Source organism: Micromonospora inyonensis (genome assembly GCF_900091415.1).
Taxonomy (GTDB): Bacteria; Actinomycetota; Actinomycetes; order Mycobacteriales; family Micromonosporaceae; genus Micromonospora; species Micromonospora inyonensis.
Map to the genome: position 1 here is coordinate 2,265,431 of NZ_FMHU01000001.1, position 17,139 is coordinate 2,282,569.

The 17,139-nt window shown below is 69.4% G+C and carries 9 protein-coding genes; 8 read left to right on the forward strand and 1 reads right to left on the reverse strand.

Annotation, left to right across the window (positions count from 1 at the left end):
- Positions 1 to 24: 24 nt before the first annotated feature.
- The 7 genes from GA0074694_RS10230 to GA0074694_RS10260 all read left to right on the forward strand — a co-directional run bounded on the left by GA0074694_RS10230 (position 25) and on the right by GA0074694_RS10260 (position 14,421).
- Positions 25 to 1,539 (forward strand): ATP-binding protein, encoded by a 1,515-nt coding sequence (locus GA0074694_RS10230; RefSeq protein ID WP_091456081.1) that lies wholly within the window; start codon positions 25 to 27, stop codon positions 1,537 to 1,539.
- Positions 1,536 to 2,522, forward strand: coding sequence for a PD-(D/E)XK motif protein (locus GA0074694_RS10235; RefSeq protein ID WP_141714031.1), 987 nt, complete (start codon positions 1,536 to 1,538; stop codon positions 2,520 to 2,522). The genes GA0074694_RS10230 and GA0074694_RS10235 overlap by 4 nt, the downstream gene beginning before the upstream one ends.
- On the forward strand, positions 2,519 to 5,416 hold the full coding sequence (locus GA0074694_RS10240; RefSeq protein ID WP_091456088.1) for a Z1 domain-containing protein: 2,898 nt from the start codon (positions 2,519 to 2,521) through the stop codon (positions 5,414 to 5,416). Before GA0074694_RS10235 ends, GA0074694_RS10240 begins: the two co-directional genes overlap by 4 nt.
- 517 nt (positions 5,417 to 5,933) lie before the next feature.
- Entirely contained in the window at positions 5,934 to 7,610 is a 1,677-nt protein-coding gene (locus tag GA0074694_RS10245) for an Hsp70 family protein (protein ID WP_245714626.1), read from the forward strand.
- A 25-nt stretch (positions 7,611 to 7,635) separates the two neighbouring features.
- Positions 7,636 to 9,678 (forward strand): AfsR/SARP family transcriptional regulator, encoded by a 2,043-nt coding sequence (locus GA0074694_RS10250; protein ID WP_091456095.1) that lies wholly within the window; start codon positions 7,636 to 7,638, stop codon positions 9,676 to 9,678.
- A 265-nt stretch (positions 9,679 to 9,943) separates the two neighbouring features.
- On the forward strand, positions 9,944 to 12,895 hold the full coding sequence (locus tag GA0074694_RS10255) for a BTAD domain-containing putative transcriptional regulator (RefSeq protein WP_245714627.1): 2,952 nt from the start codon (positions 9,944 to 9,946) through the stop codon (positions 12,893 to 12,895).
- Positions 12,892 to 14,421 (forward strand): hypothetical protein, encoded by a 1,530-nt coding sequence (locus GA0074694_RS10260; protein WP_091456098.1) that lies wholly within the window; start codon positions 12,892 to 12,894, stop codon positions 14,419 to 14,421. Before GA0074694_RS10255 ends, GA0074694_RS10260 begins: the two co-directional genes overlap by 4 nt.
- Positions 14,422 to 14,732: 311 nt before the next feature.
- Here GA0074694_RS10260 and GA0074694_RS10265 read toward each other — a convergent pair whose 3' ends face one another.
- Positions 14,733 to 15,917, reverse strand: coding sequence for an ISAs1 family transposase (locus GA0074694_RS10265; RefSeq protein WP_245714628.1), 1,185 nt, complete (start codon positions 15,915 to 15,917; stop codon positions 14,733 to 14,735).
- Positions 15,918 to 16,251: 334 nt separating this feature from the next.
- On the opposite strand from GA0074694_RS10265, the gene GA0074694_RS10270 reads away from it, so the two are divergent.
- Positions 16,252 to 17,115: an IS5 family transposase gene (locus GA0074694_RS10270; RefSeq protein WP_091456102.1), complete on the forward strand. Its 864-nt coding sequence runs from the start codon at positions 16,252 to 16,254 to the stop codon at positions 17,113 to 17,115.
- Positions 17,116 to 17,139: the final 24 nt, after the last annotated feature.

Genomic DNA, 17,139 nt, shown 5'->3' on the forward strand with positions numbered 1-17,139 from the left:
CCACAACCGAGAGGTGGCGCCACCATGTCCGTGTGGACCCGCGACGTACCCGTCGAGGGAACAACCGAACTCCCACCGGACCCGCGTGCCCTCGACGCCCTCGGCCGTAACCATTCCCTCGAGACCGCTCTCGCCGACCTCGTCGACAACTCCATCGACGCTGACGCCGACCGCATCCGGATCCGCTTCATCCGGCACCGCACCAGGCTCGTCGGTCTCTACGTCGTCGACAACGGCACCGGCATCAGACCCGACACCATCGACGCCGCGATGACGGTCGGTGGACGCCGGGACTACTCCGGCACCGACCTCGGCCGGTTCGGTGTCGGCCTTAAGGCCGCGTCCTTCAGTCAGGCCGCCAGCCTCACCGTCATGTCCCGCGCCGCGGGCCACCCACCCGTCGGACGCCGGTGGTTGCTGAACGGAAACCGCCGTGACTATCGGTGCGACATCGTCACCAGCGACTTCGCCGCCGCGGAACTTGACCGCAACTGGCCGGTGCCCACCACCCCCAGCGGGACCGTCGTGCGCTGGGACGACGTCGTCGGATTCCCTTCAACCGACGACCCGGCCCAGGTCGAGGAGTTCCTTACCCGGACCATCTCCCACCTGCAGGGACACCTCGGCCTCACATTCCACCGCATCATCACGCGTAGGAACATCCGCATCAGCATCGACGTCGAGGACACCGGACTCGGCGCCGGCATCGCCAGCACCGTCAACGCTCTGGACCCCTTCGCCTACCCCGGGACGCCACCCGGCTGGCCCAAGGAGCTACGGGCCGACCTCGACGGCAACCCCGTCGTACTGCGCTGCCACATCTGGCCCGGCCGGTCGAACCTGCCGCAGTACCGGCTCCCCGGCGGTGCGGAGCAGCGCCAGGGCCTCTACGTGTACCGCCACGACCGGCTCCTGCACGCTGGCGGATGGGAAGGCGTCCACGCCGCGGACCGCAGACTCCAGCTCGCCCGCGTGGAGATCGACATCGACGGCGACACCCCCGGCCTGTTCACCATGAACCCGGAGAAGACCCGGGTCACAGCCGGCCCACGTTTCGCCGGAACCGTCGCCCGCGCCCGCGCCGACGACGGCACCGACATCACCACCTACCTGCAGGCCGCCGAAGCCACCTGGACGACCACGAACCAGCGCACCACCGCCCGACGCCGGCCGGTGGTCCCGCCCGGCCGCGGCCTGCACCCGAAGGTCACCCGCGAGATCCGCGACGAGCTGCCGCAGCTCACCGATGAGCCCGTCAACATCCTCTGGAAGGCGCTCCCGGACAACCAGTTCATCGAGGTCGACCGTGAGACGAACACCCTCTGGCTGAACAGGAACTACCGTGCCGCGCTGCTCGGCGGCCGACGCGGCGGCCTCAACGACCTGCCGGTACTCAAGACGCTGCTGTACCTGCTCGCCGAGAACACGTTCCAGGGAGCCCACCTCGGCCCCAGGGACAAGGACAACATCGAACTCTGGCAGGGCCTGCTCACCACCGCCGCCCGCGCCGAACGCGCCGCCTACGAGGAGCGCCGGTGAGCACGTCCAGCCTGCGCCATATCAGTAGCGAGACGTTCGCCGGGCATCTGCGTCATACGGCGCCGATGGACCACCCGGTGCCCGGCGAGCCCCGGCTGGTGCTGTTCACTGTTCCTGGTGCCCGAGTCGGGCTGCGCGGGCCGGCACGCCCAGGGGAGCAGCCGGCACCCACCGGGCTGGAACACGTCACTGTCCGCATCGTCCACCACGATGGGCGACGGATGATCGAGTTGGTCATCACGGATCCCCGTGTATTCCTCGACGCCTATCCTCTGCTGCGGGCTGTCGCCGACCGGATCCAGCTGGGCCATCAGCCGATGACCTCAGCGGTCCGCGACACTCTTCGCCAGCTGGGGCATCTCCTGCAGCCCGAAGCCACCCTGCGGCGTTCCACCGAGATCGGCCTGCTCGGCGAGCTGTGCCTGTTCACCGGCGTGGCCCTGACCGCAGGACCGGCGGTGGCCCTGCAGGCGTGGCGTGGGGCCCTGTCGGAGGAGCACGACTTCGGCTTTCCCGGCTACGACGTGGAGGTCAAGACCACCACCTACGAACACCGTCGGCACACCATCGAATCACTCACCCAGCTCGTGCCGACCGGCACGCGGCCGCTGTGGCTGGTCTCCGTCCAGATCACCGTCGCGGGTCACGACGGCACCACCCTGCCGGACCTCATCGGCCGGACCCGGGCCCTGCTGAGCCCTGGAGCCGACCGAATGCGGTTCGACGAACTGCTGTACGCGGCAGGCTGGGCGGAACGCCACACCATCTCCTGCGGCACCCGCTGGCGGCTCAGGACACCGCCGGCGAGCTTCACCGTCGACGCCGGTTTCCCCCGCATCACGCCCGCCATGCTGCAAGCGCAGACCGATCTCGCCCGGGTCACCGACGTCCGCTACCGCACCGACCTCACCGGCCGGCCCGAGGACAACCCGCCGGACCTGCTGCGCACCGCCCTGACCGCCGGACAACAGGAGCTGCGATGAGCGACACCGTCACCACCGGCTACAGCTCTGCCCTCGACGGCATGAAGACTGCCGGCCCTGGACCGCTGCACCAGTTCGCGGCGCTCTTCGCCAGGGACGCGTCGCTGGCCGACGGCACCGCACTCCTCGCGCACCTGCAGAGCGCCGGCCCGGACGACGCTCTGCGCCAACGCCTCGCCTACCAGCTGTCGTCCTGGGACCACGCAGACGATGGACCGTGGGTCGCCGGTACAGCGCGCCACACCGCCGAACGGCGGGCCGCCATCTGCCGCGCGCTCGGCCTGGACCGGGCCACCGAGGCGCTCCTCTCCGAGATCATCCCCTGGGCCGCGATCGACGCGCCCATCGTCATCGCCGACCACTTCGAGGAATGGCGCACCCCGCAGCGGCGCACCGAACGTGACTTCTACTGGGCCCACTACAGCGCCAACCTGCTGACCAACGGCTGGGACCCGGCCGCCGTAGCCGGCATCGACGAGGCCACGGAGGAGGTCGTCCGGCGGGTCTCCGACCCGACCCGCAACGTCGCCTACCAGGCCAAGGGTCTCGTCGTCGGATACGTGCAGAGCGGAAAGACCGCCAACTTCACCGGCGTGATCGCAAAGGCCATCGACGCCGGCTACCGGATGGTCATCGTCCTGACCGGCACCACCAACATGCTCAGGGCCCAGACCCAGCGGCGACTCGACATGGAACTGTGCGGACGCGAGAACATCGAGCCGGACCATGATCCCACCGCACACGAGTACCGCAACGACGAGGACTGGAAACGCCACAAGTTCATCAACCACGGTGGCAGGCCGTCCGACTCCGGACATCCCGACATCGAACGGCTCAGCAACTACGCGGGCGACTACCAGCGCCTCAAGCAGGGCATCTCGGCGCTGCGGTTCAAACGGCACGACGCCACCAAGGAGTTCTTCCACCCCGCGAACCTCTACACCAGCGACGCCCGTCTGGTGGTGGCGAAGAAGAACGCGTCCGTCCTCACCAACCTCGTCACCGACCTGAAAAAGGTCAGCGCGCGGCTCGGCGAGATCCCCGTGCTCATCATCGACGACGAGTCCGACCAGGCGTCCGTCAACACCACCAGCCCCGCCAAGTGGAAGGAGGACAGCAAAAAACGCACCGCGATCAACCGGCTCATCGCCCAGCTTCTGACGATGCTGCCGCGCGCCCAGTACGTTGGCTACACCGCCACCCCGTACGCCAACGTCTTCATCGATCCGTCCGACGTCGAGGACATCTTCCCCAAGGACTTCATCGTCTCGCTGCCCCGACCGCTCGGCTACATGGGCGCCGACGACTTCCACGACTTCGACGACGACCGCCCAGTCGAACAGCGACCGTTGCAGACATCGAAGGAACGCGCCCACGTGCGCTACCTCAGCGACGAGCCCACGGACCACGAGCTGCTCGCCGCCCTGGACATGTACGTACTCACCGGCGGGCTCAAGGTGCACCGCGAACGGACCGGTGCCGGTAGCTACCGGCACCACACCATGCTCGTACACGAAGCGATGGGCCGCGAATCCCACCGCGAAACCGCGCGTCTCATCGAGAATCTCTGGGCAACTGCCGGCTACCACAGCTCGACAGGCCTTCTGCGACTCAGGGAGCTGTACGAGACCGACATTCTCCCCGTCACTACCGCACAGGCACCCGAGGCAGCCATGCCGGGCAGCTTTGACGAACTGCATGACGACATCGCCGGCGCGATCGGCCTGATCCAGCCGACCGACCGTCACGGCACTCCGGTCATCATCGTCAACAGCGACCCGGACCTGGAGAAGCACCAGGAGGATCTCGACTTCGACCAGCACAGAGTGTGGCGGATCCTCGTCGGCGGCAACAAGCTCGCGCGCGGCTTCACCGTCGAAGGCCTCACCGTCACCTACTACCGCCGCGCAACCAAACAGGTCGACACCCTGATGCAGATGGGCCGCTGGTTCGGCTTCCGATCCGGCTACCGCGACCTGGTCCGCCTGTACACGACCCCGGACCTGCACGCGATGTTCGGTGCCGCATGCCAGGACGAACAGTCCCTGCGTGATGACCTCCGCAAATACTCATCCGAGACCGCTCCCGAATCGCGCCTGACGCCGAGTCGGGTTCCTCCGCTGGTCGAACAGCACCGTCCTGACCTGCGGCCGACCGGCCGGAACAAGATGTGGAACGCCCGCCTCGTCTCGCGCAGCGCGCCAGGTGAACCCATGGAGCCGGTCGCGCACCCGGACAGAGGTAAGCGGGCCCTGCAGAACATCAGACTCTGGGAACCTGTCCTGGCCGCCGCTGCGGCGACCGGCACGGTTACATTCAAGGCAACCAAGGCTAAGGCAACGTATGCGGCGTATCACACGGTATTGCCGCATAGCGAGATGATGGCGGTACTGAACCGTCTGCAGTGGCTGCGCGATGACATATTCGTCCCGGAACGTACCTGGCTGAACTCGCTCGCCCCGAGCCAGCTGCGGCAGTGGGTCGTGCTGCTTCCCCAGCAGGTGGACCCCGCCACCGGCCGCATGATCCTTGGACACGGACCGTTCAGCATCTTCGACAGGAAGCGGAGCGAAACGGGAGTTCTCAGTGCCATCAGCGAAAGCCGCCACCGCAATGCGGCAGCGCGGATCGCGGGTCTCGAAGGCACATATCCTGATCCGGCCGCCGACAAGCTGGCGGAACCTTGCACAGCGGTACTCACCCTGTACCCCTCGGTCAAGCCGGAGACGTTGACGGGTGTGCGCGGCGATCGGGTCGATCCGGAGCTGGTCACGATCGGGTTCCGTGCCATCACCCCGTTGAGCACTGGTGGAGGCAGTAAACGGTTGATCTGGACGACCATGGACAGTGGCAGGCCGAACGACGTCGTCATCGACGCCCCGCCGGAGGTATGACCCACGCGGTGTGGATCTACCGCCGTCCGCACATGACCCTGAACATGTTCGTCCTCGACTGCTCTTAACAGATCGGCCGGCAGACGGGAGAACTCCTCATACTGCTCCCCGGCGTTGTCACGCGGGCCATCATGACGGTCTCGGTCGCCAGCCTCGGTGGCCCACCATCTGAAGGCATTCGGGAGCAGCCCTCCTCTGCCCTCTCGACTGCTGCACGCTCTGTCGCTTGCGAGGGTCATGGACGGAGTGACATGAGTGAGAGATTCATGTTTGACTACCTCGCATGCGACCTGCGGAAGCACGTCTGACGATCGATGTCGGCCGGGCCGGGGTGGTGGCGGTCGTCGCGTGCCCGGATGGCGGTTGGACGCCGCTGATGTTCGATGGCGGGCCGGTGTTGCCGAGCGCGGTGGCGGTGGCCGAGGACGGCTCTTTCCTGACGGGGCAGGCGGCATGGCGGGCCGCTTCGACGTCTTCCGACCGGTTCATCGCGTCGCCCGTCGCTTCTGGTGACCAGGTGACCGTGGGCGATGGTCAGGTGGAGTCGGTCGACGTGATGGCCGCGGTGTTGCGTCGGGTGGCTGATGAGGCGGCGCGGCTGGTCGGTGGGCCGGTGGGCGAGGTGCGGTTGGTGGTGCCGGCGGGGTGGGGGCCTCGGCGACGGACGTGGATGCGTCACGCCGCGCATCGGGCGGGGTTGGGTCAGCCCACTCTGGTGGAGGCTCCGGTCGCCGTCGTCGAGCACCTGCTGGCGGCTGGCATGCAGGTGGTGGTGGGCGCGTTCGCCGTGGTCTGTGACCTCGGCGCTGGCGCGGAGGTGACGGTGCTGCGGCGGGGCCCGACCGGGTTCGAGGTCCTGGCCACCCTCGCCGACGCGGACGCTGGTGGCGATGCCGTGGACCGGGCCTTGGCCGACGCGTTGGCCGAAAGCAGCGGCGACGCCCAGTTGGGTGTGGCTGGTGACGGCCGGTGGGCGGTGCTGGCGAGCGTGCGTGCCGCGAAGGAGTCGTTGTCGTGGCATCCGGCGGTGACGGTTCCTCTGCCGTCAGGGGCCGGTGTGGTGGTGAACGGGGTGATGCTGGAGCGGGTGGCGCTGCCGGTGGTGGAGCGGGCGGGGCGGCTGACCGCGGAGGTGATCGCGGCGGCGGATCTGCTGCCCGACGACATCTCGGGCGTCTACTGCGTGGGCGGCATGTCCCTGCTGCCGATGACCGCCGCCGTGATCGGTGAGGCGGCGAAGGTGCCACCGGTGGTCGTAACCGACCCGGTGACCGAGGCCGTGCGAGGGGCCGCCGGTGTGGGCATGCCCGCACCGCCCACCGAGGTCGCGGATGCGGTGGCGGTGCCGTCGGTGCGGCGGGCGGCGGCGATGGTAATCCCGGGGTTCGTGTCGCTGGGCTTGGTGGCGCAGTTTCTGTTCACGGCGGAGTGGAACGGCGCGCTCGTGTACAGGTGGGCGCTGTTGAACTGGGGTGAGCTCGCCCTGGCCGCCGTGCTTGCGGTCGTCGCGGCGCTGAACGCCGGCACCGTTCTGGGCGCGTTGTCCGCTGCCCGTACCTCGTCTGCCGGTGGCAGCCGGTCGACCGGTGGGCAGGTCGGCACGGGGATCCTTGCGGCGGTGTCGCTGGGTGTCGCGGTCGCCGGCATGTACGCGATCGTGGGGAGCCTTTACCTCGGCCTGGAGGTGGGTCCGTTCCTGCGGTGGACGTTGCTGCCGGTCGCGCCGGTGTTGGTGTGTGCGCTGGTGGCGGCGGTGGTCGCGGCGAGGGGGTGGCGGACCCCGGCGGCTGGTTGGGCGGAGTTCCTGGCGTTTCCGAACGGGTCGGTGGTGACGGCGGCGGCGGGCATGGTGCTGGTGCAGTACTCGTTGACCGCGGACCGGTGGCCGGACATGGTGCTGTGGATCGACCTGGCCGGCCGCGTCGGGGGCGCTCTGCTGGGTGTCGCGACGGTGATGGCGGTGGTGGGGCCGCTGATGCTGCGGCTGGTCCTGGCCGCCCCGGTGGCGGTGATCAGCGCGGCGATCGTCAGCTGGCGGGCCTCGGGCATCCTCGGAGCCGTCTACGCGATCGCCGTGGCGGTGTGGTGGGTGCAGCGGCTGTGGACCAGGATCGCGCGGGTCGCCCCGCCCGATGCCCGGGACGACGGCCCGGTGATCTCAGGGCTGCCCGCTGCAGCCGTTGCGAGGCGATGAAGCGGTGCGCTGGCCGAGACGCGTCGTGTCCGTGGCGGCGTTCCTGCTGCTTCTGGTGGCGCCTCCGCTGCTGCTGGTCCGTCTCACCGGCTGGCCTGTGCCGGCGTGGCCGAGCCTGGCGCAGGTTGAGCAGTGGGTGGCGGATCCGATCACCACGCAGACCGTGACCGGTGCGCTCACTGTGGTCGCGTGGTTGCTCTGGCTGCTGATGGTCGGAACGATCGCCCTGCGTCTGCTGGCGCGGGTGCGGACGGCCGCGCGGTGGATGCGGCGCATGCCATTGCCGACTCCGCTGCAGGCCACGGCTACCGGGCTCGCGGGCGTCGCCGTTCTCGGCACTCATACCGGCACGGCCGGCACGCCGGTGCTGGGTCAGCCCGCGACCACCACTCCAACCGTCGACAACGACCGGGGTGATCTCCGCGAGCCGCAGAGCCGGCAGGCGCCTGACCAGCCCGCTGAGGCAGCGGGCGTGGTGGTGCCGGGTGGCTGGCTGCCCCAGGAGACCGCCGAGCAGATCGCCGCTGCCGGGGCGCTGCTGTGGCTGCGGCGACGCCGCAGCTACCGACCGGATGTCCCTGACCCGGCACGCCATGACGCCGACCTGGTGCCGCTTCCCGCCGTGGTCGCCGCTGCCCAGACGGCCGTCGCCACCGAGCCCGATGGACCGCGTGGCAGCACCGGACAGGGCACTCCAGGGGCAGGCCGGCAGGACGGTGACGCGTCGGTCGTGGTGTTTCCTCCCGGCGGCGTGAGCCTGACCGGGCCGGGCGCGTCCGACGCCGCCCGAGGCATCCTGATCACCGCCGCCCTGCAGGCGCTACGTGATCCGCGACAGTCGGTCCGTCTCGTCACCACGCACGCTGATGTCGACGTGCTCCTCAACCCACACCCTCGGACGGCGAGCGTGGCGGGAATCCACGTGGCACCGACAGTCGACGACGCCATAACCGCAGTGACATCGCGCCCCGCCCCGTCGCCCGTGCACCGTGGCGAGGACCAGACGGGTCAGGACAGGTTGCTGCTACTTACCCACGCCCCCACCAGCCCACAGGCCAGCAGCCGTCTCGCGGAGATCGTCGCCCGCACCGACGTCGCCTTGATCGTGGTCGGAGAGTTACCGGCCAGCGATAACTGGAGCGTGGACTCGGCCGGGCACATCCACAGCCACCACGACCCAGCTCGCCGCAGAGGGCGCCTGTGCGTTCTCGACATGGCCGCCGCCAGGGACCTCCTGACGGTAATCAGTCCCGCCGACGTCCACACCGCCGCCAGAACGCCTTCCCCTCCACCGCTGGTGCCCCGTCCCCGAACTCCTCACCACACGGACGACGAAACAAGCACCACCCCGCGTCGGTCGGATGCGCCGGTGCTACGGCTACGGGTCCTGGGCGGCGTCACCGTGTCCTTCCAGGGCACACCGGTGGTGATCCGCCGTAGCGCCGCCCTGCAGGCCCTGGTCTTCCTCGCGGTCCACCCGCACGGTGCCACCGGACGGGACCTCGTCGAGGCGATCTGGCCAGGACTGCCCGCCCACCGGGTCACCGGCCGCCTGTACACGACCATGAGCGACCTCCGTAAGGCGATGCGCGAGGCCTGCGGTGCGGCGCCCATCGAACATGTCAACGACCGCTACCGGCTCAACCCGGGCTTGGACGTGGATCTGTGGCGGCTGCACCACGCGGTGCGGCAGGCCACGACCGCAGTGACCGACCGGACGCGAGCGTGGCAGGCGGTCATCGACGAGTACGGGGGCGCCCTCGCCGACGGCTACACCTGGCCGTGGCTCGAGGCCCACCGTGAGGTCGTCCGTCGGCACGTGATCGACGCCCACGTCGCCCTGGCTGATGGGCAAGCCGATCCCCGTCAGGCGCTGGCGCTGCTGCAGGACGCGATCCGCGTCGACCCCTACAACGAGGACCTGCACCGGCGGGCGGCGAAGATCCTTACAGCCCTCGGCGATCACGCCGCCGCGAGCGAGCTTCTCGACGCGTACGCCCAGCGGCTCGCCCAGGCCGGACTCACGCCCACCCATCTGCTCAGCGGGACGGGGCATCAGGACCTCTGAACGACGGGCGACGGCCATCCGCCTGCTGCTGGGCACCGGTCTCGTTGACGTAACCCGTCGGGCGTGACGGCTGTGGTGAGGCTCCTGAGCTGGGGTTGTAAGCCTGTGTAAGGCCGTGTGAGGTGCTGTGAGCCCGCCGACTATGTCCGGGTGCCACGCGGTGGTCATACCGTCGACGGCACCGCATACCCCCTTGTCGCCCGCCGGGTCTGGCATACCTGCCCGGCCGGGTCGGCTTCTCGCACCCTGCTGAAGGAGGCACCCCGTGGCACGTAGGTGGTCCGCCCTGATCCGGACGATGGCAGTGGCCGTCGTCGTGACCGTGGTGCCCGTCATCCTGGTACGTGTCGGCAACGACACTGTCCCGCGTCCCTCGACGGCTCTGCTGCGGGAGTGGATCCACCAACCCCTCACTCCCGGCTTCCTGGCCGCGCTCGTGCTGACCGCCGCATGGCTGGTCTGGGCGTTACTGGCCACCGCCGTCGCCGTTCGCGTTTACACCTGGACCACCCGGCTGGCGGGCTGGCTGCCGCCGATACACCTGCCCCGACCCCTGCAAGGGTTGACCGCGGCGATCCTCGGCGCCTCTGCCATCACGACCAGCGGTCTGGCCGCTCAAGCCGCGTCGGCACCCGCCACCGCTACGCTCCACGAACCCGCACCACACGGTGCGAGCACGACGGTCGACACCACCACCCGGCCGGTGGACCGGTCCGGCGTCGATCGGAACCCCACCCACACCGTCCGCCGGGGCGAGTCCCTGTCCACGATCGCCCAGCACCGCCTCGGCGACCGCGACCGCTGGGACGACATCTTTACCCTCAACCGCGGCACCCGGTTCCCCGTTGGCGGAGCCCTCACCGACCCGGACGTCATCCACCCCGGCTGGATCCTCGACCTGCCCGTCAACACGGCCACGCCGCCCAACAGACAGCAGCCCCGCCCCGATCCGCCAGAGCCCCCCGCTGTCGCGCAGCCAGCACCCGAATCGCCGACGCCCGCACCCACCACCACCGCGCCGAACACCGGGCCAGCAGCCCCCACCACGCCGCACGCTTCCGACATCGGCCAGGAAGCCCCCGGCCTCGCGACAGCACCGACCGCTACCTGCGAAACCGCCAGCCCCGCCCCAGCCGGCGACACCCAGGGCAGGTGGCCCGCACGCGGTGTGTCACTACCCGGCGGAAGCTGGGTCGATGCCGGCCTCGCCGCGGCCATCGCCGCCGCGGTGACGCTGGTCTGGGCGCACCGGCAACACCGCTACGTCCCCCGCACCACGCCATCGTCGGCGATCCGCTTGGACGATTCGGACCTGACGCCCATGCCCCATGTGGTCAGGCAGATCCGCCATGGCCTGCGCCGCGCTGTCCCTTCCGACACCACAGTTCATGACGCCCGCGACCCGCGTGATGGGAACGTCGGCGACCAGGACGGTGCTCACGCCACTGACGACATCGGTGTCGTCGACCGTGCCGGCGGCAGCCCGTCCGTTATGGCCATCGACGGCGAGGAAGCCTCGGACACCGCCGGAACAGTGCCGGTGGCGCCCGCTCTCGCGCACCGGCCGTCGGCGGTGTGGCCGTCCACCGGGTTGGGCCTGACCGGGCCCGGCGCGCACGCCGCCGCCCGCGGACTCCTCACCGCCGCCCTCGCAGCCGACCGCACGGAGCACCCCGACGCGCGCACCCACGTGGTCATGCGGTCAACGACCGCGGCGGCCCTGCTCGGCACCGCCGTCACCCTGCCGCGCACACCGAGGCTGACCGTCACCACCAGCCTCGACGAAGCCCTACAGGTCCTCGAGACGCAGACCATGCACCGCAGCCGGCTTGTTGACCAGCACGAGATCGACACCGTCGCCGCGCTACGCCGGTCCGGCCCCTGGGACGAACCGCTGCCACGCATCCTGTTCATCGCCGACGAGGCCGCCAGCCACGAACGCACCCGGATCGCCGCGATCCTGGCGCAGGGAGAACGCCTCGACATCCACGGCGTTCTCCTGGCTGCCTGGCCTGACGGAGACACGGTCGTCGTCGACACCGACGGCACCACCACCCCCACCGACGGGAAACCCCGCCACGGCACGCAGGCCGCCCACGGTGGCCGGCTGGCCGTCCTTACCCCGGCGGAGACGATCGACGTGATCACCGTGCTCGCCGAGGCGCACCCCGACGAACATCAGGCGCTGGCGGCGGAGTCCACCGGTCCAGTCAGCGCATGGAATCCGCCGCCAGCGCTGGCCGAGACAGACGATGTCGACGAACTCGCACAGCTCGGACAGGACGAGCCCACCGAGCCAGTGCCCACAGACGCCGAGACGGTGCCGGACCAATCCGTCGCCGAGGTTCCCGCTCATGCCGCCTCGCACTCGAGCACGCACTCGCACCCTGCCGCTCCCGGAGAGGAGCCGGGCAGCGGCGACCGCGAGGACCCGTCGCCTCAGCCGGGCGGGCGCATTGCGGTGCGGGTACTCGGGGACGCGCGCATCGTCGACATGGACACCACCGTGCCACTGCGGGCCAAGTCTCTCGAACTGCTCGTCTACCTCGCGGTGCACGACGGCGACGCCAGCCAGGACGCGATCCTCGACGATCTACTGCCCGACGCTCCACGGTCGAAGGCCCCGCACCGCCTGCACACCTACGTGTCCGCGCTGCGCAAGACCCTCGCCCGTACCGGCGGCACCGGCAGCTACCTCACCCACCCGGCCCGCCGGTACGCGCTCAACCGTGAGGCGCTCGACGTCGACCTGTGGCGGATGCGCGACGCGCTGCGCGACGCGGAACGGGCCACCAGCGACGCCGACCGGCTCGCCGCGCTCCGCGCCGCCGTCAACGCCTACGGCGGCGGTCTCGCCGAAGGCTTCGACTACGAATGGATCGAGGCACACCGCGAGGGCATCCGCCGGCAGGCCCTAGACGCCCACCTCGCCCTCGCCACCGCGACCACCGACCCGACAGAGGCCCTGACGGTGCTGGAAGCCGCGATCCGCCACGACCCCTACGGCGAGCCGCTCTACCAGCAGGCGATGCGCGCCCGCGCCGCGCTGGGACACCTCGACGAGATCCGCGCCCTGCGCCGGACCCTCACCCGCCGCCTCGACGAGATCGACACCGAGCCGAGCGAGGACACCACCGCCCTCGCCGACCGGCTCATCGCCGGTCTGCGACAGCGCCGCCCCGCCGAACAGCCGGACCACCACGGAGGACGTCCGTGACGCTCCACCCTCCGGCGCCACCCGAGGCGACCCACAGCAGCCACACCGCCCAGCGCAGTGGTGCCGCCGTGCACGCGGCAAACGTCGGCCGTGACAGCACCGCCCAGCCGACAACGGCACCCACCACCGGCAACGGCATCCCGATAAAGCCCGGCCGCCAGGCGGCACCGCCGAGCCGCGGTACCACCGGCCCACTGACCCGCGACGCGCTCGACGCCGACCTGGCCAACGCCGTCCACCGCACCGCCCGGACCCGGCAGGCCTTCTACGTGCTGGTGCTGCTGGTCGCTCTCGTCGGCCAGGTCACCGGCGCCGTGCAGACGCTCGGCATCCCGGTGATCGTCGCGATCCCGGCCGTCGCCGCGCTCGAACTGGGCGGCGTCGTGGTGATGGCCAACGCCGACGTGCGACGCCGGCTCGGCGAGCGGGCGATCGCCTCCCGCCTCCTGTCCGCCGCGATCGCCGCCGCAGCCGTGACCTTCAACTGGGTAGTCCACCCCGACCACCTCGTCGGCGGCTTCTACGCCGGCATGTCCGCCCTCGGCTACCTCGTCTGGCTGATGCACGCCGGCAACCAACGTCGCGACCGGCTACGCGCGACCGGAGACCTGCCACCCACCCCACCCGCCTACGAGCTGTTCGCGCACTGGATGCGCCACCCTGTCATCACATCGAGGGCACGCGCCATCGCCAAGGCCGAAGGCCTCGACCTGTACGAGTCCCTGGAAACAGCCCGCGCCACGATCGCCCGTGAACGGCGCGACGCCGCGATCGCCGCAGTGCTACACCGCAAGATCCGCGCCGCCGTGGACACCACCACCGCCGACATCGCCGTACAGGTCTACGACCTGAACGAGATCGCGGCACGCCTCGCGGCCACCGCCGACTACCACGCGCTCACGACGCTCCTAGCCACGGACCTCGCCCCAGAACGGATCCTCACTGCCCACAGCGTCGATCGCCGCCGTCGCTGGCTGCGGCGAGAAGACCGCCCCGCCGCGTCGTCGACGACCGATCCCACCCCGCCTCCGTCATGTGCGCACAGCCAGCCCGCAGCGGACACGCCAGGTGCCGGACGGCAGGAGTCGAATCCAGAACCGAAGCGCAACGAGCCCACTCCGAACGACGAGTATGCCGCGCAGAGCTACGGTCCTGTCCCGCCACCAGCGGTGCCGCCGACGGACGAACCCGCCAACACAGGTTGGACAGGCCGAGGTGAGGGTGACGCCGGTGTCGCTGGCAACAACGTCCAGGACGAGACGAACGACGATCAGGGAGCCGCCAGCGAAGCAGTGAACGAGGACGGCGGCAGCTCGGAGGTGCCCAAGGGAACCGCAGAGGCCGTGGCCTACTGGCTACGCCGCGAACCGAACATGGAACCAGAGTTACTCGCCGCGAAAATCGGCAAGTCGCTGCGGTCGGTCTACCGGTACCTACCGGCGGACTACCCCCGCCGGCCAGGAGTCCCGAGAGATCGGACACCACGACGGCCAAGCCACGCTCGGCGTCTCAGCCAGAGCGAGTGACGCCTACGGGTGCCGGCGTACAGGTTCGAGTGCAAAGGCAGGTACGCCATGACGTACAAAGATCGACATGACAAACGAAGCCCCGAGACGGCAAACCGGAGCTCCCATCGCCACTCAGGCAGTGGTGACTTCCGATCACGCTGCCACCATTTCTGGCAGCTACGGGTTCCACTGGCGAACGACTACGGTCGCGGCGTGTACGCGTTCGGACGGCAAGCAGCGGTTTGGGCTGCCAGGTCTGACTGGACGTTTGTTTCGCGTTCGCGGCAGTAGCGGCCGCAGGGCTTTCGCAAGGTCGAGATATGACCGTTTTAGGTGAGTCCGAGGATTCGTAGGGATCGGTACGGGTCTCGGCCGTTTCGGCGCAGGGCTGGCGCGATCGAGGTGACGCCGTCCAGGCGGAGAAGGCTGATCGCGGTGTTGCGCAGGGTGGCCAGGGCGCGGGGTGCGTTGCCGGTCCGTAGTCGGCTGGCGTCCTCGCGGTAGGTGGTGTCCCTAATGTGGTGAAGAACTTCGAAGGCCCAGTGTCCGCGTAGCCAGCCGGTCAGCTCGTCGGGGTCGGCCTGAGCTGCGGTGAGGTTGGTGATGGCGTAGACCGTGATGGTGGACCAGCGGTCGGTGGCCATGTTGTACCGGCGGCGCCGGATCCGTAGCGCCTGAACCGCGTACGGAAAGTCCAGCGCCAATGCTCCGAGGCAGGTGACGGCCTGCAACTCCCGGATGTCGTAGCGGCCGTGCCCACGATCGCGGGTCTCGTCCAGCGCCGGGATCTTCGCCCAGGGCAGGGCTTTGACCTGCCGATACAGTCGTGGCTGGTTGCGCTTGACGACGAACACGTAGCCGGCCTTCTTCTCCTCGACCAGCCAGCGGGCATGCTCGCGCTGGGTATGCAACGCGTCCGCCGTGATGATCGCACCGGCCAGGTCCAGACCGTCGAGCAGCGGCACGAACCGGCTGATCTCGTTCGTCTTCCCATCGACATCGATCTGCGCCAGGACGATCTGTTCGGCCTGGTCCAACGCGGCCAGCAGATGCACCTGGGCGCCCGCCGGGCCACTGCCGCGCAGCGTCTTGCCGTCGACCGCGATCACCCGCCGACCCGCCCCGGCCAGACCCGCCCGGCCCAGCAGCCAGCGGCACACCGCGGCATCGAGGGCGTCGGCGTCGATGCCGGTCAGCACCCGCGACACGGTGCTGTCGTCAGGCACCCGCCGGGCACCGGTGAACGCGTCGCGGGTGGCGCCGAGACGATCCCACACCACGTCCGGCAGGTCGGCGGCCCACTCGACGATCTCCACGACCCGGCTGGATCCCGAGACCACCGCCGCGATCGCCATCGCGAGCAGTCCCGGCAGCGGATGGATCCGGCCGCGCGGGTCCCGTGGGTCCGGCACCTGGGCCAGGGCCTGCAACAACCCCGGCGTGTCCTGTTCCGACAGCGGCGACACGCCGCACAGACGTGCGGACAACCCGTCGATCAACGATGATGCTTCCACGAACGCGGTCCTTCTCGATCATCCAGCCTAGACACCTGAATGATCACCAGAAGGCCGCGTTCTTCTATGTACCCGCAAAAACCGGCGTGACTACCCCGCAACCGACTATCCGGTCATATCTCAACCTTGCAAGGGCCCTGGTAGCGGCCGACTCACGTCTCGGCCTCGGTAGTGCAAGATGACCGACCTGACCCGGAATGAACGCATCCCGACTGACTCAACCCTGACCAGAATCGGAGCGTTTCACCCCGCGATCGTGTCTGATTCACTTTCACCCGACATCGACGGACATGACGTCCGCCGAGTCAGCACCCGGACGCCGTATGCCTGCACCATGACCGCACGGCGAGCCTATCCATCCGAGCTGTCCGACGCCCGGTGGGCCCTGATCGCACCCCGCCTGACCGCCTGGCGCCAGGCCCGCACCGACGCCGGCGTCAGCGGCCGCACCCCCACCCATGACCTACGCGAGATCTTCAACGCCATCCTGTACGTCAACCGCACCGGCATCGCCTGGCGCTACCTGCCCCACGACTTCCCGCCCCACCCGACGGTCTACGGCTATTTCGCCGCCTGGAGCAGAGAAGGCATCTTCACCGAACTGAACTACCAGCTCACCGGCCTCGTCCGTGACCACCACGGCCGCACCATCGAATCCACCGCGTCCATCATGGACAGCCAGAACGTGGAGACCTCCACCAACGTGCCACTGTCCACACAGGGCACCGACGCCGGGAAGAGGATCGTCGGCCGCAAACGCGGCATCATCACCGATACCCTCGGCCTGCTCCTCGCCGTCACCGCCGCCAGCGCCAGCGACAACACCATCGGCATGGACCTGCTCGGCCAGGCCACCGCCACCTACCCCACCCTGGCCAAGACCTGGGTCGACGCGGGATTCAAGAACCGCGTCGTCGAACACGGCGCCGCCCTCGGCGTCGACGTCGACGTCGACGTCGTCACCAAAGACCCCCAGATCAAGGGCTTCAGCGTGGTCAAACGCCGATGGGTCGTCGAACGCACCCTCGGCTGGCTCATGCACCACCGCCGACTCGTCCGCGACTACGAAGCCCGACCCGACAACTCCGCCAGCACGATCACCCTCGCCATGATCGACAACCTCGCCAAACGCCTGACCGCCGAAACCACTCCAACTTGGCGAGAACCCCTAAAAACACAACACACGCAAAATACGTGAATCAGACGTCCTCTGAGCTGATGG